The organism is Streptomyces sp. SID5469 (assembly GCF_009862865.1).
Taxonomy (GTDB): domain Bacteria; phylum Actinomycetota; class Actinomycetes; order Streptomycetales; family Streptomycetaceae; genus Streptomyces; species Streptomyces avermitilis.
Window position 1 is genome coordinate 8,674,540 of sequence record NZ_WWIN01000001.1, and the last position, 19,056, is coordinate 8,693,595.

General features: G+C 71.4%; 13 protein-coding genes and 1 pseudogene. 12 read left to right on the forward strand and 2 right to left on the reverse strand.

The features are described from left to right. Positions 1 to 29 precede the first annotated feature (29 nt). The 3 genes and pseudogenes from GTY58_RS37755 to GTY58_RS37765 all read left to right on the forward strand — a co-directional run bounded on the left by GTY58_RS37755 (position 30) and on the right by GTY58_RS37765 (position 6,339). Positions 30 to 1,262 (forward strand): hypothetical protein, encoded by a 1,233-nt coding sequence (locus tag GTY58_RS37755; RefSeq protein WP_010988669.1) that lies wholly within the window; start codon positions 30 to 32, stop codon positions 1,260 to 1,262. A 29-nt stretch (positions 1,263 to 1,291) separates the two neighbouring features. Next, positions 1,292 to 3,295 (forward strand): annotated as a pseudogene (locus GTY58_RS37760) (endo-beta-N-acetylglucosaminidase). Between the two features lie 29 nt (positions 3,296 to 3,324). After that, a complete protein-coding gene (locus tag GTY58_RS37765) occupies positions 3,325 to 6,339 on the forward strand; it encodes a glycoside hydrolase family 38 C-terminal domain-containing protein (RefSeq protein ID WP_010988672.1) in 3,015 nt (1,004 codons plus the stop codon). A 39-nt stretch (positions 6,340 to 6,378) separates the two neighbouring features. Here the strand turns inward: GTY58_RS37765 and GTY58_RS37770 are convergent, their stop codons facing one another. Further along, entirely contained in the window at positions 6,379 to 7,080 is a 702-nt protein-coding gene (locus GTY58_RS37770) for a FadR/GntR family transcriptional regulator (protein WP_010988673.1), read from the reverse strand. 164 nt (positions 7,081 to 7,244) lie between these two features. On the opposite strand from GTY58_RS37770, the gene GTY58_RS37775 reads away from it, so the two are divergent. From GTY58_RS37775 to GTY58_RS37810, 8 genes are read left to right on the forward strand one after another with little or no spacing between them, the layout of a single operon-like run. After that, entirely contained in the window at positions 7,245 to 8,291 is a 1,047-nt protein-coding gene (locus GTY58_RS37775; protein ID WP_010988674.1) for a sugar ABC transporter substrate-binding protein, read from the forward strand. Next, entirely contained in the window at positions 8,288 to 9,853 is a 1,566-nt protein-coding gene (locus GTY58_RS37780; protein ID WP_010988675.1) for a sugar ABC transporter ATP-binding protein, read from the forward strand. Before GTY58_RS37775 ends, GTY58_RS37780 begins: the two co-directional genes overlap by 4 nt. Further along, the gene (locus GTY58_RS37785; protein WP_037647204.1) at positions 9,846 to 10,871 is read left to right on the forward strand and encodes an ABC transporter permease; all 1,026 of its coding nucleotides are present in this window, start codon (positions 9,846 to 9,848) and stop codon (positions 10,869 to 10,871) included. Before GTY58_RS37780 ends, GTY58_RS37785 begins: the two co-directional genes overlap by 8 nt. A gap of 50 nt (positions 10,872 to 10,921) precedes the next feature. Beyond that, complete coding sequence (locus GTY58_RS37790; protein WP_010988677.1) at positions 10,922 to 12,262, forward strand: enolase C-terminal domain-like protein; 1,341 nt, start codon at positions 10,922 to 10,924, stop codon at positions 12,260 to 12,262. After that, positions 12,259 to 13,014, forward strand: a complete 756-nt coding sequence (locus GTY58_RS37795; protein WP_010988678.1) for an SDR family oxidoreductase — start codon at positions 12,259 to 12,261, stop codon at positions 13,012 to 13,014. The genes GTY58_RS37790 and GTY58_RS37795 overlap by 4 nt, the downstream gene beginning before the upstream one ends. After that, positions 13,011 to 13,997 carry an aldo/keto reductase gene (locus GTY58_RS37800; protein ID WP_010988679.1) on the forward strand — a complete coding sequence of 329 codons (987 nt, stop codon included), beginning with the start codon at positions 13,011 to 13,013 and terminating at the stop codon, positions 13,995 to 13,997. The genes GTY58_RS37795 and GTY58_RS37800 overlap by 4 nt, the downstream gene beginning before the upstream one ends. Beyond that, positions 13,994 to 14,308 carry an L-rhamnose mutarotase gene (locus GTY58_RS37805; RefSeq protein WP_010988680.1) on the forward strand — a complete coding sequence of 105 codons (315 nt, stop codon included), beginning with the start codon at positions 13,994 to 13,996 and terminating at the stop codon, positions 14,306 to 14,308. Before GTY58_RS37800 ends, GTY58_RS37805 begins: the two co-directional genes overlap by 4 nt. Continuing rightward, positions 14,305 to 15,144, forward strand: a complete 840-nt coding sequence (locus tag GTY58_RS37810; RefSeq protein ID WP_037647087.1) for an amidohydrolase family protein — start codon at positions 14,305 to 14,307, stop codon at positions 15,142 to 15,144. The genes GTY58_RS37805 and GTY58_RS37810 overlap by 4 nt, the downstream gene beginning before the upstream one ends. An 82-nt stretch (positions 15,145 to 15,226) precedes the next feature. Here the strand turns inward: GTY58_RS37810 and GTY58_RS37815 are convergent, their stop codons facing one another. Beyond that, positions 15,227 to 16,654, reverse strand: coding sequence for a lipase maturation factor family protein (locus GTY58_RS37815; protein WP_010988682.1), 1,428 nt, complete (start codon positions 16,652 to 16,654; stop codon positions 15,227 to 15,229). A 311-nt stretch (positions 16,655 to 16,965) separates the two neighbouring features. Between GTY58_RS37815 and GTY58_RS37820 the strand changes: the two genes are divergently transcribed. Beyond that, positions 16,966 to 19,038, forward strand: a complete 2,073-nt coding sequence (locus GTY58_RS37820) for a SpoIIE family protein phosphatase (protein WP_010988683.1) — start codon at positions 16,966 to 16,968, stop codon at positions 19,036 to 19,038. Positions 19,039 to 19,056: the final 18 nt, after the last annotated feature.

Consider the following 19,056-nt stretch of genomic DNA (forward strand, 5'->3'; position numbering starts at 1 on the left):
CCCGTCATCCCGATTCGCTAGGACCCCCCATGCCCTCTGCCGTGCGCTTCGGCGTCAACTACACCCCGAGCGTCGGGTGGTTCCACCACTGGCTCGACTTCGACCTCGACTCCGTGCGCGCCGACCTCGACTCGATCGCCGCACTGGGCCTCGACCACATCCGGGTCTTCCCGCTGTGGCCGTACTTCCAGCCCAACCGCACGCTGATCCGCCCGCGCGCCGTCGAGCAGCTCGTCGCGCTCGCCGACGCGGCCGCCGAGCGCGGGCTCGACGTCAACGTCGATGGACTGCAAGGCCACTTGTCGAGCTTCGACTTCCTGCCGGCCTGGACACAGACCTGGCACCGGCGGAACATCTTCACCGATCCGACGGTCGTCGAGGGAGAGGCGGAGTACCTGCGCACCCTCGCCGCCGCGCTCGCCGACCGGCCGAACTTCATCGGCATGACGATCGGCAACGAGGTCAACCAGTTCGCGGCCGGGCCGCATCCCGACCCGGACCGCATCACCCCCGAGCAGGCGGGCGCGTGGCTGCGGCGCCTGCTCGCCGCGTGCGCGCAGGGCGCCCCCGGGAAGCTGCATCTGCACGCCTCGTACGACGCCGCCTGGTACCAGGACGACCAGCCCTTCACACCCGGACACTCCGCCCGTCTGGGGGACATGACCGCCGTGCACTCCTGGGTGTTCAACGGCACGGCCCAGCGTCACGGCCGCACGGGCACCGCCACCGAGCACCACGCCGCCTACCTCGTCGAGCTGTCCAAGGCCTGGGCGGACGACCCGCGCCGCCCGGTCTGGGTCCAGGAGGTCGGCGCGCCCGCCCCGCTGATCCACGCCGAGCACGCCGCCGCGTTCACCGAGGCGACCGTCGCGGGCGTCCTCGACTGCACGGACGTGTGGGGCGTGACCTGGTGGTGCTCGCACGACGTGGCCCGCGACCTGGCCGATTTCCCCGAACTCGAGTACAGCCTCGGCCTGTTGACCAATGACCGGCAGCCCAAGCCCGCCGGGAGGACCCTCGCCCGGATCGTCAAGGAGCAGCGGCCGTACGCACCCGCCGTACGCACCACCGCGCTGGTCGTCGACACCACCCCCGGCCGCTCCGTCTGCGCCCCCGGCGGCGCCGTCTTCGAGGCCTTCGCCCGGCTCACCGCCGACGGGGCCCGCCCCACCACCGTTCTCGCGAGCCGCGCCGACGACAAGGAACACCTCGCGGCCCGTGGCATCACCGCTGTCGTCACCCCCGATCAGGTCACCGAGTAGCCCGTCCCCACGACGATACGGAGCACACAGTGAACCTCAGCAGACGCACCGTCCTGCTCGCCGCGACCGGAGCGGCCGCCGGACTCGTCCCCGGCCTGTCCGGTACGGCGGGCGCGGCCACCCGCAACCTCCAGCCGTACGCCTCCTACTGGTACCCCGACTCGCTGCCCTCCGGCACCCCGGGCACCGGCATCACCTGGCGCAGCCTGAAGGCCTGGCGCGCCGAGAACGACACGGACCTGGCGTTCAACGCCGCCGCCGTGCCGCTCGCCGCCCGCTTCACCCCGACCCCCGCCAACACCACGGCCCGCTCGGGCCAGGCCCGCATCCAGTCCCTGGTCTCCTTCGGACCCACGTCGAGCAACCCCGCCCAGGGCGCGCCGACCGCCGACTACTACGCCCTGACCCACTGGTCGTACGTCGACGAACTCGTCTTCTGGGGCGGCTCGTCCGGTTAGGGACTGATCCTCGCCCCCAACGCCCCGATCGTGGACGCGGCCCACCGCCACGGGGTGCCCGTCCTCGGCAACATCTTCCTGCCGCCCGTCGCGTACGGCGGACAGTTGCAGTGGACGCGCGACCTGGTCCAGAAGGACGCGACCGGGCACTACCCGCTCGCAGCCCAACTCGTCGCGGTCGCCGACGCGTACGGCTTCGACGGCTGGTTCGTCAACGCGGAGACGAGCGGCGGGAACACCGCCCTCGCCACCGACATGCGTGGGTTCCTACAGGAGCTGAAGGCGCTCGGCACGGCGAAGGGACAGCGCGTCACCTGGTACGACTCGATGACCGCGACCGGGTCGGTGAGCTGGCAGGGCGCCCTGAACAGCCAGAACCAGGCGTTCTTCCAGGCCGCCGACTCGATGTTCGTCGACTTCCGCTGGTCGAAGAGCACGCTGGCCTCCTCAGGCACGCTGGCCGGGCAACTCGGGCGCAGCCGATACGAGTTGTGGGCGGGCGTCGACGTCGAATCCAACGGAACGAGCACCTCGGTCAACTGGGACGCCATCGTCCCGTCCGCCTCCGCGCACGTCGTCTCGCTCGGTTTCTACAGGCCCGAGTGGACCCGCAACCACCTGCCCGCGAACCGCACACCCGGCGACTTCCACGCGGCCGACGACCTGTTCTGGACGGGCGCGTCCCTCGACCCCGCGAAGCCGAACACGACCGCGAGCTGGCGCGCCCCCGCGCTGCGCGTCGCCGACCGCTCGACCGTCGACTCGCTGCCCTTCGCGACCGTCTTCAACACCGGCCATGGACTGAAGTGGTACGAGGGCGGCGAGGTCACCTCGGACACGGCCTGGAACCACCTCGGACTCCAGGACCGCCTGCCCTCCCGCCGCTGGATCGTCCGGACGAGCGGCGCGCGGCCGTCCGTCACCTTCGACTTCGCCGACGCCTGGCGCGGCGGCAGCAGCGTGCTGGTCGCCGGCACCCTCGGCGCGCCGGCCACCCTGGACCTGTACGAGACCCGGTTGCCGGTCGGTTCCTCCGAGACGGTCGTCGAGCTGACCCATCGCACCGACGCGGGCAGCGCCCAGATCGAGCTGGCGGTCGCCACCGCCGAGCCGAGCGCCCCCGGGCAGGCGCCGTCGTACACCTACTTCCCGGTGAGTTCAGGCGACGGCTGGGGGACCTCGACCGTACGGCTGACGGGTCTGTCGGGCACCGTACGCACGCTGGCCGTACGGCTCACCGGGAGCGGCTCCCCGGTGAGATGGCGGCTCGGCGCGCTCGCCGTCAAGAACGCCCCGGCGGAGCCTGCCGCCCCCACCGGTCTGCGCGTCACCGACGCCGACGGCGGCAGCCTGCGCTTCTCCTGGCAGCCCGCGGCCGGGGAGGTACGCCACTACGAGCTGCACCGCGTCCTCGCCGACGGCACACGCCGCTTCCTCGGCGGCACCTGCCAGTGCGCGTACTACGTCGCCGGGCTCGCGGCCGAGCAGGGCGAGAGCGCCGCACGGTTCGAACTGCGCGCGGTAGGGGAGCTCTACACCGAATCGACCGCCACCACGACCACCCACCCCTGGTAGCCAGCACCCTCACCCCACGGAGCACTCCCATGCATGACGACCGCACCCTGGTCGAAGCCCGCCTCCGGCGCGTTCTCGACGAGCGCATCCGCCCCGCCGTGTACCCCGAGTCCGTACCGCTGGAGGTGGCGGTGTGGCACGCGCCGGACGAGCCGGTGCCGGTCGCCGAAGGGCTCGCCGCCCCGGTCGGCCCGATCGCGGCGGGCGCACGCTGGGGTGCTCCCTGGGGCACCAGCTGGTTCCGCGTCACCGGGACCGTCCCCGAGGCCTGGGCCGGCAAGACCGTCGAGGCCCTGCTGGACCTCGGCTTCGACGAGAACATGCCCGGCTTCCAGTGCGAGGGGCTCGTCTACCGTCCCGACGGCACCCCGGTGAAGGGCCTCAACCCGCGCAACCAGTGGGTGCGGATCGGCGCACCCGTCGAGGGCGGGGAAGAGGTCCGGCTGCACATCGAGGCGGCGTCCAACCCCGTGATCCTCGACTACCACCCGTTCAGGCCGACCCAGTTGGGCGACAAGGAGACGGCGGGCAGTGAGCCGCAGTACAGGCTGGAGCGCATGGATCTCGCCGTCTTCGACGAGACGGTGTGGCAGCTCGTCATCGACCTCGAGGTCCTCGGCGAGCTGATGGCCGAACTGCCGGTGGAGTCGGCGCGCCGCTGGGACCTCCTGCGCGCGGTGGAGCGGGCGCTCGACGCGGTCGATCTCCAGAACGTCAACGGCACGGCGGCAGCGGCGCGCGCCCGGCTCGAAGGGGTGCTCGCGGAACCCGCCGTGCCCTCCGCGCACCACATCAGCGCCGTCGGCCATGCGCACATCGACTCGGCCTGGCTGTGGCCGCTGCGCGAGACGGTGCGCAAGGTGGCGCGGACGACCTCCAACATGACCGCGCTGATCGAGGACGAGCCCGACTTCGTCTTCGCCATGTCGCAGGCGCAGCAGTGGGCCTGGGTGAAGGAGCACCGGCCCGAGGTGTGGGCGCGGGTGAAGAAGGCCGTGGCCGAGGGACGGTTCGTGCCGGCCGGCGGTATGTGGGTCGAGTCGGACACGAACATGCCGGGATCCGAGGCGATGGCCCGTCAGTTCGTGCACGGCAAGCGGTTCTTCCTCGACGAGTTCGGCATCGAGAACGACGAGGCCTGGCTGCCCGACACGTTCGGCTTCGCGGCCGGACTGCCCCAGATCATCAAGGCGGCGGGCTCCAAGTGGCTGCTGACGCAGAAGATCTCGTGGTCGCAGACCAACAAGTTCCCCCACCACACCTTCCGGTGGGAGGGCATCGACGGAACGCGGATCTTCACCCACTTCCCGCCCGTCGACACCTACAACTGCTCCATGAAGGGCAGCGAGATCGCCCACGCGGCACGCAACTTCAAGGACAAGGGAGTGGCCCGGCACTCGCTCGCGCCCACCGGCTGGGGCGACGGAGGCGGCGGCACGACCCGCGAGATGATCGCCAAGGCGGCCAGGCTCCGCGATCTCGAAGGCTCGGCGACGGTCGCCTGGGAGACACCCGCGAAGTTCTTCGAGCAGGCCGAGGCCGAATATCCCGACCCGCCCGTCTGGGTCGGCGAGCTGTACCTCGAACTGCACCGCGCCACACTCACCAGCCAGGCGAAGACCAAGCAGGGCAACCGCCGCAGCGAACACCTCCTGCGCGAGGCGGAACTCTGGGCGGCCACCGCGGCGGTCCGCACCGGATTCCCTTACCCGTACGAGGAGTTGGACCGTATCTGGAAGACGGTGCTGCTCCACCAGTTCCACGACATCCTGCCCGGCTCGTCCATCGCGTGGGTGCACCGGGAGGCCAGGAAGACGTACGAGAAGGTCGCCGAGGAGCTGAACGGCGTCATCGACGCCGCGCAGCGCGCGCTGGCCGGCGAGGGGACGACGCCGCTCGTCTTCAACTCGGCGCCGCACACCCGTGACGGGGTGCCCGCCGGCGGTGCGCGGACCCCGGCCGTCGGGGGCGAGTGCGCGCTCGTGCCCCGCGCGGACGGCGGTTATGTCATGGAGAACGGGCGGCTGCGGGTCGAGATCGACGCACACGGACTCGTGGTCTCCGCCTTCGACCTCGCCGCGGACCGCGAGACCGTCGCACCGGGCCGGCCGGCGAACCTGCTCCAGCTGCACCCCGACTTCCCCAACATGTGGGACGCCTGGGACGTCGACGAGTTCTACCGCAACACGGTGACCGACCTGGTCGACGCCGACGAGATCGCCCCCGGTGAGGACGGCGTCTCGGTGCGGATCGTCCGGACCTTCGGCGCGTCCCGTGTCACCCAGGTGCTGTCGCTCGCGCCGGGGGAGTGGCGGCTGGACATCGATACCGAGGTCGACTGGCACGAGACCGAGAAGTTCCTGAAGCTCGCCTTCCCGCTCGACGTGCACGCGGAACGCTACGCGTCCGAGACCCAGTTCGGGCACTTCTTCCGGCCGACGCACACCAACACGTCCTGGGAGGCCGCCAAGTTCGAGGCGTGCAACCACCGGTTCGTGCACATGGAGGAGCCCGGCTGGGGTGTCGCGGTCGTCAACGACTCGACGTACGGCCACGACGTGACCCGTACCGTGCGCGACGACGGCGGTACGACCACCACGGTGCGTGTCTCGCTGCTGCGGGCCCCGCGCTTCCCGGACCCCGAGACCGACCAGGGCGTGCACCGGTTCCGACACGCTCTGGTGCCCGGCGCCGGGATCGGGGACGCCGTGCGTGAGGGCTGGCGGATCAACGTGCCGGAGCGGAAGGTCACCGGCGGGCGGGAGGTGACGCCGCTGCTGGCCGTCACCCAGGACGCGGTCGTGGTGACCGCGGTCAAGCTGGCCGACGACGGCAGCGGTGACGTGGTCGTCCGCTTCCACGAGTCCCGCGGCGGCCGGACCCGGGCCACGCTCAAGGCCGGCTTCGAGGTCGCGGCGGTCTCGGTGACGGACCTGCTGGAACGCCCGCTGGCGGACGCACGGGAGCCGGCCGTGGACGGCGACCGCATCACGCTGTCGCTGCGTCCCTTCGAACTGGTGACGCTCCGCCTCCGGCGCGCCTGACACTCCCTCGGTGCTGCGGACCCACTTTCGCAACAGGCCCTACGGCCCGATCTGGGTCCGCAGCCACTCCTCCACCTCGCCCACATGCGCGGCCGCCGCCGCCCGAGCCGCCTCCGGGTCGTGGGCGACCAGGGCGCGGTGGATCGCGGTGTGCTCGCGGCGGGTGCGGGCGAAGGCGCCCTCCTCCTGGTAGCCGCGCCAGACCCGGGCGCGGAACGTGCGGGAGGAGAGGCCCTCCAGAATCGCCGCCATCGTGTCGTTGCCCGCGGCGGCCGCGATCTCGCGGTGGAAGGCCAGATCGTGGGCGAGGATCTCCTCCGGATCGTCCGTCGCGTTCATCGCCGCCAGGTGCTTCTCCACCTCGGCCAGCTGATCGGGCGTGATCCGCGCGGCCGCCAGCGCCGTCGCCGTCGACTCCAGGATCCGGCGCACTTCGAGCAGCTCGACCAGCTGCGGACCCCGCGAGAGATCCGCCACGACCCCGAAGGTCTCCAGCAGGTCACCGGCGTCCAGCTGCGTCACATAGATGCCCGAACCGTGCCGCGCCTCCAGTACGCCGAGGACCGTGAGCGCCCGGATCGCCTCCCGCATCGAGCTGCGCGAGATACCCAGCTGCACGGCCAGATCACGTTCGGTGGGCAGCCGCTGCCCCGGCTCCAGACGGCCTTCGCCGATCATCGCCTTGATCCGCTCGATGGCGCGCTGCGTCACGGTGCCCTTCTGCGGGGCCGACTCGTCCACGCCGTTCCTCCTGTCGCCGGGTGCGCCGCAGTCTAACGAGCAATGTGGTCCGACCACTACGGCTGGAAACAGCGAAAATTTGGCTCCGAGGGGTGTTCTGGCGTGGAAGTGGTCTGATAAATATTCGGGCACCCGCTCAATCTCGCTCGATGAGGAGCCGACAGATGGCCGGTAGAACCCTCTGGAAGGCGGCGGCCGCGGCCGCCTGCGCCACCCTCGCGCTCTCGGCGTGCGGCAGCACCAAGGACACCGCCGCCTCCGGCGGCGCAGGCGGCGGCACCGGCAAGGTCGGAGTGATCCTGCCCCTGCTGACCTCGCCGTTCTGGCAGTCGTACAACGACTACGTACCGAAGATGGCGAAGTCCGAGGGCGTGGACACGCTCAAGACCGTCAACTCCAACAGTGACCCCTCGCAGCAGATCACCGACATCAACAACCAGCTCAACCAGGGGGTGAAGGGCCTCGTCGTGGCCCCCCTGGACAGCGCCGCGATCGAGGCCGGGCTCGACCAGGCCGACCGCAAGGGTGTCCCCGTCGTCGCCGTGGACGTCGCCCCGGAGAAGGGCAAGGTCGCGATGGTCGTACGCGCCGACAACGTCGCGTACGGCGAGAAGGCCTGCCAGTACCTCGGCGAACAGGTCACCTCCGGCAAGGTCGTGCAGATCATGGGCGACCTCGCCTCGGTCAACGGCCGGGACCGCTCCGAGGCGTTCCGCACGTGCGTCAGGAAGAACTACCCGAAGCTGAAGGTCCTGGAGATCCCCGCCAAGTGGGAGTCCGACACCGCGGCCTCCAAGCTCGACACCCTCCTCAACGCCAACCCCGACATCAAGGGCATCTACATGCAGGCGGGCGGCGTCTACCTCGCGCCGACGCTGCAGACCCTCAAGTCCAAGGGACTGCTGAAGAAGACGGGCGAGAAGGGCCACATCACGATCGTCTCGAACGACGGCATCCCGCAGGAGTTCGACGCCATCCGCAAGGGCCAGATCGACGCCACCGTCTCCCAGCCCGCCGACGCCTACGCCAAGTACGGCATGTACTACATCAAGGCCGCGATGCAGGGGAAGACCTTCAAGCCGGGTCCGACGGACCACGACTCGACGATCGTGAAGCTGCCCAGCGGGATCCTGGAGGATCAGCTGCCCGCGCCGCTGGTGACCAAGGACAACGTCGACGACGCCAAGCTCTGGGGCAACACGGTCAAATGAGCACACCACCACTGGTCGAGGCGCGGGGGATCGTCAAGCGCTACGGCCCCACCGTCGCCCTTCAGGACGGGCAGCTCACCGTCCTGCCCGGCGAGTCCCATGCCCTCGTCGGCCGCAACGGCGCGGGCAAGTCGACCCTCGTCGCCGTCCTCACCGGCCTTCAGGTCCCCGACGCCGGCTCGGTCCGCTTCGATGGCGAGCCCGCGCCGCCGCTCGCCGACCGGGACGCCTGGCGCCGCAAGGTGGCCTGCGTCTACCAAAAGCCCACCGTCGTACCCGACTTGACGGTCGCCGAGAACCTCTTCGTCAACCGGCAGCCCACCGGCCGCGGCGGCTTCATCAGCTGGCGCCGGCTGCGGGCCGAGGCGAGCGAGGTCCTTCAGACCTGGGATGTGCGCGTCGACCCGGACGCCCGCACGGCCGACCTCAACGTCGAGGACCGCCAAATGGTGGAGATCGCCCGCGCGTTGAGCTTCGGCGCCCGCTTCATCGTCCTCGACGAACCGACCGCGCAGCTCGACAACCGGGAGATCGAGCGGCTCTTCACCCGGATGCGCGCACTCCAGGAGTCGGGCGTCACCTTCCTGTTCATCTCGCACCACCTCCAGGAGGTGTACGAGGTCTGCCAGACGGTGACCGTGCTGCGCGACGCCCGCTGGATCACCACCGCACCCGTCGGCGAACTCCCGCGCGCGGCGCTCGTGGAGGCGATGGCGGGGGAGGTCCTCGCGGCGCGGGAACGGGCGGCCGTGCGGGACGCGGTGGCCCCTGACGCGCCGGTGGCCCTCGAAGCGCGGGGGCTCACCTCACCGGCGTACGAGAACGTCGATCTCACCGTCCGCCACGGCGAGGTCGTCGGCCTCGCCGGCTCCAGCGGCAGCGGCAAGGTCCAGCTCGCCGAGTCCTTCGCCGGACTGCACACCCCGACGGGCGGCAGTGCCCGGCTGGACGGCGAACAGCTGGTCTTCGGCGACGTGCAGGCCGCCCTCAGGGCGGGCGTCGGCTGCGTACCGCGCGACCGGCACGAGCAGGGGCTCGTGTCCGGGATGAGCATCGGCGACAACGCCACCATGAGCGTCCTGGGCCGGCTCGGGCGGTACGGGTTCGTCGGCACCGAACGCAAGCGCGGTCTCGCCGCCCAGCTGATCGATCGCCTCGACATCCACACCGAGGGCCCCGACCAGCCCGTCTCCGACCTGTCCGGCGGCAACGCGCAGAAGGTCGTGATGGCCCGCGCCCTCGCCTCCGATCCGCGGCTGCTCGTCCTCATCAACCCCACCGCGGGCGTGGACGTGAAGTCCAAGGAGTCCCTGCTGGCCCGTATGGACAGCGCCCGCGAGGACGGCACCGCCGTGCTGGTCGTCTCCGACGAACTCGACGACCTGCGCCGCTGCGACCGCGTTCTCGTCCTCTTCCACGGCCGTGTCGTCGCCGAGCACGCGGCGGGCTGGCACGACCACGAGCTGATCGCCTCCATCGAAGGAGTGGACCATGGCCACGGCATCTCCCCGGGGGACGACCCCCGGACCCCCGGCCGATCAGAGCGCGGCCCCGGTGAGTGAGACCAAGGCCGGGCCGCTCTCGCCGGTACGGGCCCCCGACCCGCGCACGGCCAAGACCGTGCTGCTCCGCCGCGCCCGCGAACTCGCCCTGGTGCCAGCCCTGTTGCTGCTCCTGGTGCTCGGTGCGGTCGTCAACGACTCGTTCCTCACCGAGCGCAATCTGATCTCGATCCTCGGCGCCTCGGCCGCCCTCGCCATGGTCGTGCTCGCCGAGTCGCTCGTCCTGATCACCGGCAAGTTCGACCTCTCCCTGGAGTCGGTCGTCGGTATCGCGCCCGCCGTGGGCGCGCTGCTCGTGCTGCCGGCCGCCCAGTCCGGCTGGGGCACCGAGTTCCCCGCCGCGCTCGCCCTCCTCGCGATCCTCGTCGTGGGCGCGGTCATCGGCGCCTTCAACGGCATCCTCGTCGTGAAGCTCAAGCTGAACGCCTTCATCGTCACCCTCGCGATGCTGATCATCCTGCGCGGACTGCTGGTCGGCGCGACCAAGGGCAAGACGCTGTTCGGGATGCCCGACGCGTTCTTCACCCTGGCCACCACCACGTTCCTGCGGGTCCCCATGTCCGTGTGGCTGGCCGCGATCGCCTTCGGTGTGACCGGCCTGGTCCTGCGCTACCACCGCGTCGGCCGCGCCCTGTACGCGATCGGCGGCAACGCGGACGCGGCCCGCGCGGCCGGTATCCGCGTCGAGCGCGTCATGCTCGGCGTCTTCGTCGTCGCCGGTGTCCTCGCCTCCGTCGGCGGGATCATGCAGACCGGCTATGTCGGCGCGATCAGCGCCAACCAGGGCAACAACATGATCTTCACGGTGTTCGCGGCGGCGGTCATCGGCGGCATCAGCCTCGACGGCGGCAAGGGCACCATGTTCGGCGCCCTGACCGGCGTACTCCTGCTCGGCGTCGTACAGAACCTGCTGACCCTCGCCCAGGTGCCGTCCTTCTGGATCCAGGCCATCTACGGCGGAATCATCCTGGTCGCCCTGATGATCGCGCGGGTGACGACGGGCCGCGCCCAGGACTGACGCCGACCGCGATCCCGTACGCCCCCGTGTCCCGGACCGAAAGGCCTCCCGTGTCCCCAACTGCCGCCCGTATCACCGCGGTCGACACCCATGACATCCGCTTTCCGACCTCCCGCGAGCTCGACGGCTCCGACGCGATGAACCCGGACCCCGACTACTCGGCCGCGTACGTCGTGCTGCGCACCGACGCGGCCGACGGCATCGAGGGACACGGATTCTCCTTCACCATCGGGCGGGGCAACGATGTCCAGGTCGCCGCGATCGACGCGCTGCGCGCGCATGTGGTGGGCCGGTCCGTGGGCGAACTGTGCGCCGACCCGGGCACGCTGTTCCGCGACCTGATCGGCGACAGCCAGCTGCGCTGGCTCGGGCCCGAGAAGGGCGTGATGCACATGGCGATCGGCGCGGTCGTCAACGCGGTGTGGGACCTGGCGGCCAAGCGCGCCGCCAAGCCGCTGTGGCAGTTCCTCGCCGACGCCGAGCCCGCGTGGCTCGTGGACCAGATCGACTTCCGCTACATCACCGACGCGCTCACCCCCGAGGAGGCGCTGGAGCTGCTGCGGCGCGGCAGGCGGGGAGCCGCCGAGCGGGCCGCCCGCCTGAGGGAGAAGGGCTTCCCCGCCTACACCACCTCACCGGGCTGGCTCGGCTACGACGACGAGAAGCTCACCCGCCTCGCCACGCAGGCCGTCGCCGACGGCTTCACCCAGATCAAACTGAAGGTCGGCGCGGACCTCGCGGACGACACCCGCCGCTGCCGGGTCGCCCGCTCGGCGGTCGGCCCCGGCATCCGCATCGCGATCGACGCCAACCAGCGCTGGAACGTCGCCGAGGCCATCACCTGGACCAAAGCCCTGGCCGAGTTCGACCCCTACTGGATCGAGGAGCCGACCAGCCCCGACGACATCCTCGGCCACGCGGCGGTCCGCCGGGCCGTCGCCCCGGTCAAGGTCGCCACCGGCGAGCACGTCCAGAACCGCATCGTCTTCAAGCAGCTCCTCCAGGCCGGCGCCATCGACATCCTCCAGATCGACGCGGCGCGCGTCGGCGGCGTCAACGAGAACCTCGCGATCCTCCTGCTGGCGGCCAAGTTCGGCGTGCCCGTCTGCCCGCACGCGGGCGGCGTCGGCCTGTGCGAACTCGTGCAGCACCTCTCGATGTTCGACTTCGTCGCACTCTCCGGCACCACCGACGACCGCGTCATCGAATACGTCGACCATCTGCACGACCACTTCCTCGACCCGGTGGTGATCAGAGAGGGTCACTACACGGCACCCGCCGCGCCGGGCTTCTCGGCCACCATGCGGCCCGAGTCCATCGCCCGGTACACCTATCCCGGCGGCACCTTCTGGGCCGCCGACCTCGCGCAGCAGAAGGGGGAAGCCGCATGACCGACTTCGAGGGCCTCAAGGCGCTGGTGACCGGCGGAGCGTCCGGCATCGGCCGCGCCACCGCCGAACTCCTCGCCGCCCGTGGCGCCCAGGTTGCCGTGCTCGACCTCGACCCGAGCGGTGTCGACAAGCCGCTGTTCGGCCATCGCGCCGACGTCACCGACGACAGCTCCGTACGCGAGGCCGTGGCCGCCGCCGTCAGCGACCTCGGCGGACTCGACGTACTGATCAACAACGCGGGCATCGGAGCCCAGGGCACGGTCGAGGACAACGACGACGCGCAGTGGCACCGGGTCCTGGACGTCAACGTCCTCGGCATCGTGCGCACGACGCGTGCCGCCCTGCCCCTGCTGCGCGCCTCCGCACACGCCGCGATCGTCAACACCTGCTCCATCGCCGCCACGGCAGGTCTGCCGCAGCGCGCCCTGTACTCCGCCTCCAAGGGCGCCGTTCTCGCCCTCACCCTCGCCATGGCCGCCGACCACGTCCGCGAGGGCATCCGCGTCAACTGCGTCAACCCCGGCACGGTGGACACCCCCTGGGTCGGCCGGCTCCTCGACGCGGCGCCCGACCCCGCCGCCGAACGCGCGGCACTGGAGGCCCGCCAGCCCACCGGCCGCCTCGTGAGCGCAGCCGAGGTCGCGGGCGCCATCGCCTACCTGGCCGGCCCGCTGTCCGACGCCACCACCGGCACCGCGCTCGCCGTGGACGGCGGTATGCAGGGGCTGCGGCTGCGCCCGGTGGGACAGTGACCACCCTCGGCCGCAGCGGCGTCGAGGTCAGCGAACTGTCCTTCGGCGCCGCCGGCATCGGCAACCTCTTCACCGCGGTCACCGACGAGCAGGCGTCACAGGCCGTGCACGCCGCCTGGACGAGCGGCATCCGCTACTTCGACACCGCGCCGCACTACGGCCTCGGCCTCTCCGAGCGCCGCCTCGGCGCCGCCCTGCGCGAGCACCCCCGGACCGCGTACACGGTCTCCACCAAGGTCGGCCGCCGGCTGGAACCCACGGACGCGGGCGGCGACGACCTGGCCGACGGATTCGCCGTGCCCGCCACCCATCACCGCGTCTGGGACTTCAGCGCCGACGGGGTACGACGCGCTCTGACGGCCAGCCTCGAACGGCTCGGCCTGGACCGCGTGGACGTCGTCTACCTCCACGACCCCGACGACCATGCCGAACAGGCCTTCCGCGAGGGCTGTCCGGCGCTGGAGAAACTGCGTTCCGAAGGCGTGGTCGGCGCGATCGGCGCGGGCATGAACCAGACCGCGATGCTGACCCGCTTCGTCCGCGAGACGGATGTCGACGTGGTGCTGTGCGCGGGCCGGTACACGCTCCTCGACCAGCGCGCACTGGCCGACCTGCTGCCCGCCGCGGCCGACCGCGGCACCTCCGTCGTCATCGGCGGCGCCTTCAACTCCGGCCTGCTGGCCGACCCGAAACCGGGCGCCACCTACAACTATGCCGCTGCGCCGCCCGAGTTGCTGGACCGCGCCCTGCGGCTCAAGGCGGTGGCCGAGCGGCACGGCACCACCTTGCGCGGCGCCGCGCTCGCCTTCTGCGCCGCCCACCCGGCCGTGGCCAGCGTCCTGGTCGGTGCCCGCTCGCCGTACGAAGTCCGTGACTGCGCCGAGCAGTTCGCCGCGCCCGTGCCCGCCGACTTCTGGCAGGAGCTGCGCGCCGAGCGGCTGCTGCCCGAGGACGCCCCGGTTCCCGGCGAGGAGGGCCCATGAGGATCGCGCTGCACACCAAGGTCCGCGCCGACCGCGTCGCCGCGTACGAGGCCGCCCACCGCGAGGTCCCCGAGGAGCTGACCGCCGCCATCCGCGCCGCCGACGTCACCTCCTGGACGATCTGGCGCTCCGGCACCGACCTCTTCCACGTCCTGGAGTGCGAGGACTACGGCCGTGTGCTCGCCGAGCTGGAGAAGCTGCCGGTCAACATCGCCTGGCAGGCGCGCATGGCGGAGCTGCTCGACGTCGTGCACGACTACTCCGGTGCGGGCGCAGAAGCGGGCCTGCCCGTCGTATGGGAGCTGCCGTGACGGTCGACGCCCACCACCACGTCTGGGACCTGTCCGTCCGCGACCAGGACTGGATCACCGGCCCGGAACTCCAGCCCCTGCGGCGGAACTTCACTGTCGCGGACCTCGAACCGGAGGCACGGGCGGCCGGGGTCGACCGGACCGTGCTCGTGCAGACGGTCACCGTCGCCGAGGAGACGCCGGAGTTCCTCGCCCTCGCGGCGGAGAGTGAGCTGATCGGGGGAGTGATCGGCTGGACCGACCTGACCCGGCCGGACGTGGCCGACGAGCTGGCGCGCCTCGCGGAGCTCCCCGGCGGCGCGTATCTGCGGGGCATCCGCCACCAGGTCCAGGGCGAGCCCGACCCCGACTGGCTGCTGCGCCCCGACGTCCGCCGAGGGCTCGCCGCCGTGGCCGGGGCGGGGCTCGTCCACGACCTGGTGGTCCTGCCGCACCAGCTGCCGGCCTGCGTCAAGTCGGCCAGAGACCTGCCCGAACTCATTTTCGTCCTCGACCACTTGGGCAAGCCGCCCATCGCGTCGGGCGCACGCGAACCGTGGGCGACGCACGTCCGGGCGCTCGCCGCGCTCCCCAACACCGTCTGCAAACTCTCGGGCATGGTCACCGAGGCCGGCCCCGGCACCTGGACGGCCGACGCGCTGCGCCCGTACGCGGACACGGTCCTCGACGCCTTCGGCCCCGGCCGTCTGATGTTCGGCTCCGACTGGCCGGTGTGCACGCTCGCCGCGTCGTACGGCCAAGTCATCGACGTCGCCAACGAGTTGACGGCCGCACTCGGGGCCGACGAGCGCGAGGACCTGTTCTCCGGCACCGCGACCCGGGTCTACGGCCTCTGATCCCCCGGGTCTACGGCCGCTGATCCTCGGCGCGGCGGTGCGCCCGGACCTCGCCGCCGCGCCAGGCCCGTGGGCGGAGCGACTACGGGTCCCGCAGCTCGACCCTCGTCGCCAGCCGCGTCGCCGGCAGATACTCGCGCACATACGTCCGCTGCCAGTACGCGCCCGTCTCCCGCAGCTCGCGCCAGGTCGTGTACTGGTAGCGGTACAGCCGGGCCCGGACGAACCGGGGCGGGGCGTCCGGCGGGAACGGCGAGCGGCGCAGCAGCCGAAGCGTGTCGCGGTCGTTCTCCAGGAGCCGCTCCACCAGACCGCCGAACCATGAACCGGCGTACGCGGGGGAGAGCGCCGCGAACCACATCATCCAGTCGAGCCGCAGGTGGTACGGGGCGAACTGGCGCGGCCACCGCCGTGGATCACCCGGCTTGCCCTTGAACTCGTACTCCCGCCAGTCCGCGTCCTCGCGCGGTTCGTCGTCGGCGGTGCCCTCGATCACCACCTCGTGCCGGGTGCGGCTGACGCTGCCGAACGCGCCGTAGGTGTTGACCAGGTGGAGCGGGTCGAAGGAGCGGTTCATGACCTGCCGCCGGGAGAGCATGTTGCGGGCCGGCCGGTAGCTGAGGCCCACCAGCCCGGCGGCGACGGCCAGCACCACGATCTCGTACCAGAGCGGTGCGCCGGGCACGTCCGGCGGGGTGCCGGGGAACGCCACCGCGGACAGGGCCAGCACGATCGTCAGCCAGTTCAGCCAGGCGAAGTTGCCGGACAGGACCAGCCACAGCTGGGTGAGGATCATCAGCGCGGCGGCGGCCGTGGCGATCGGCTGCGGGGTGAACAGCAGAACGGGGACGACCAGTTGGGTGACGTGGTTGGCGGCCACCTCGGCCCGGTGGAGGGGCTTGGGCAGGTGGTGGAAGAAGCAGCTCAGCGGGCCCGGCATCGGCTGGGTCTCATGGTGGTAGTACAGGCACGTCAGCTTCCGCCAGCACGCGTCCCCGCGCATCTTGATCAGGCCGGCCCCGAACTCGACGCGGAACAGCACCCACCGCAGCAGGAAGAGGACCACGACGGGCGGACCGGCCTCGTCGTTGCCGAGGAACACGGCGAGGAAGCCCACCTCCAGAAGCAGCGACTCCCAGCCGAAGCCGTACCAGGTCTGGCCGACGTTGACGATCGACAGATACAGCACCCACGGGACCAGCCAGAGCACCATGGCGCCCCAGAGCGGCAGGTGCGAGTCAAGACCCGCGACGAGCGCCGCCGACACCGCGCAGCCGGCGCCCGCCCAGGCCGCGAAGAAGCGGTCCGAGTAGTGGAGTTGGAAGACGCTCGGCGCCCGACGGAACGGCACCTGTGCCACGAAGCGCGGAACCGGCAGCATCCCCCGCTCCCCGATCAGCGCGCGGAACTGGAGGGCCGCGCCGAGGAACGCGACGAGATACACGACGGCCAGCGCCCGCTGGAAGACCAGCCGGCTCCACCAGTAGTCGGTTGCCGTGAACCACTCCACGTCGAGCGCTCCTCTCCCCTCCATTGTGACGCTGGGTGACCGGCGCCGCGAGAACGTGGTGCGCGTACCCGTCAGAACGCCCGTCACGACCTGCACGCTCGCTTCACCGACTCCACGGCGGCCTCCACCGCGACCGCGGCTCCCGTCACCCGGACGCCGCAGTCGGCGCCCACCGGGAGCCCTTCGGCGACGCGGGAGCGCTCCCGCGCCCTATCCCGACGGTTCGGCGTGCGGCGCCCTGCCGCCGGGCCGGCCGCCCGGCGGTAGGCTCCGAAGTCGAGGAATAGGACAAACCCTGGCAAGGTGGCCCCATGGTTGATCGGGGAGCGAGCGCCCTGTCACTCCCGGACGACTGGACCGCCCACCCGGATCCGATCCTGGCGCTCAACCGCATGGGCAGCTTCGACTGGGACCTGGACACCGGTCTGATGCACATGGACGCCCAGGCCCACGAGATCTTCGACGTGCGCCCCGACGAATACGAAGGCCGCCCCGAGACCCTGAGCGACCGGGTGCCCGCCCCGGAGGCCCGCCGGCTCGACGCGCTGGTCTCCCGGGCCCTCAAGGACGGCAGCGAGAACTACGGAGCCTACTTCCGCCTCCGCCGTCGCGACGGCTCGCTGCGCTGGACCCACACCCAGGGCTACATCCGCCGCGACGAGGGCGGCCGCCCGCGCCGGATCGTCGGCATCGTCCGTGACGCCACGGAGGAACTGCGCGAGAGCGAGGCACGCCAGGAAGCGAGGGGCCGGGACGAAGTCAGGCGCCGGCAGACGAACGTCGTCCAGGCCATCACGGCGGCCCTGGCCCACGCACGGACCGTCCAGGACGTGATCGACGTCCTCAAGGACACCCACGGCCTCACCTATCTCGGTGCGACGAGCCTGGTCATGGGCCTGGTGGAGGCCGGCCGCATACGGCTGGTCGCCGAGGGGCCCGCGGGGAGCTTCGTGCCCGGCACCCTGGTCACACGCATCGACGAGAAGTATCCGATGAGCGAGGTCGTGCGCACCCTCAGGCCGATCTTCATCGAGTCGCCCGAGGAGTTCGCCGACCGCTATCCGATCCTCTGGCCGAACATCATCGACCTGAACATCACCTCGTCCGCCTACCTGCCGCTCATCGTGCAGGCCCGGCCCATCGGCGCCATGGGCCTGCTCTACAACGACCGGCGAGGCTTCACCCCGGAGGAGCGCAACGTCCTCGTCGCGCTCGGCAGCAGCATCGCGCAGAGCCTTCAGCGCGCCATGTTCTACGAGCAGGAGAAGGATCTCGCGCAGGGCCTTCAGCAGGCCATGCTGCCCCGCTCCATACCCAGCGTGCCCGGCGCCGACGTGGCCGTCCGCTACCGCTCGGCGAAGATCGGCCGGGACATCGGCGGCGACTGGTACGACCTGATCCCCCTGCCGGGCGGCCGCGTCGGCGCCGTGATCGGCGACGTGCAGGGCCACGACACGCACGCGGCGGCCGTCATGGGCCAGCTGCGGATCGTGCTGCGCGCCTACGCCGCCGAGGGACACACGCCTGCCACCGTGATGGCCCGCGCCTCCGTCTTCCTGCACGAACTCGACACCGATCGCTTCGCGACCTGCCTGTACGCGGAGGCCGACCTGTCCACCGGGGTGATGCAGCTCGTCCGGGCCGGCCATATCGACCCCCTGGTGCGGCACATGGACGGCACCTGCCGACGGCTGCCCGTGCAGGGCGGGCTGCCGCTCGGTCTCTCGGCGGAGTTCGGCCGCCTCGAATACCCGGTCGACACCATAGAGCTCGATCCAGGCGAGACCCTGCTGCTGTGCACCGACGGCCTCGTCGAGCAGCCCGGTGCCGACCTCGACGAGGGCATGCAGACCCTGCTGGAGCTGCTCCGCTCGGGTCCGGACGACGTGCGCGACCTCGCCGACCTGCTGATCGACGTGGCCGAGGAACGCGGCGGCGACGACGACGTGGCCCTGCTCCTCATGCGCCGCCAGGGCCTTGGCCGGCAGTCCGGCGGGCGTCTCCAGCAGCACGTCGCGCCCGGTGACCCGGAGGCGCTCACCGAGGCCCGCCACATGATCCGCGCCGCGGTCCGGGCCTGGGGCGCCCGCGAGCGCGCCGACGAGATCGAACTGGTCGCCGACGAGCTGATCACCAACGCCCTCATGCACACCGAGGGCTCCGCGATCGTCACCCTCAGGGTCCTCACCGGCCCCGACCACAGACTGCGTGTCGAGGTCGAGGACTCCTCCAGCGCCCTGCCCCGCCGCCGCGAGGCCGGTGAGTGCGAGGTGTCGGGGCGCGGTCTGCTGCTCGTGGACCGGCTCGCCGATGTCTGGGGCGTGGAGGCCCGGGGCAGCGGCAAGTGCGTGTGGTGCGAGTTCATCGTCCCGGAGCGGAGCTGACTGCTGCTCCGCATGGCG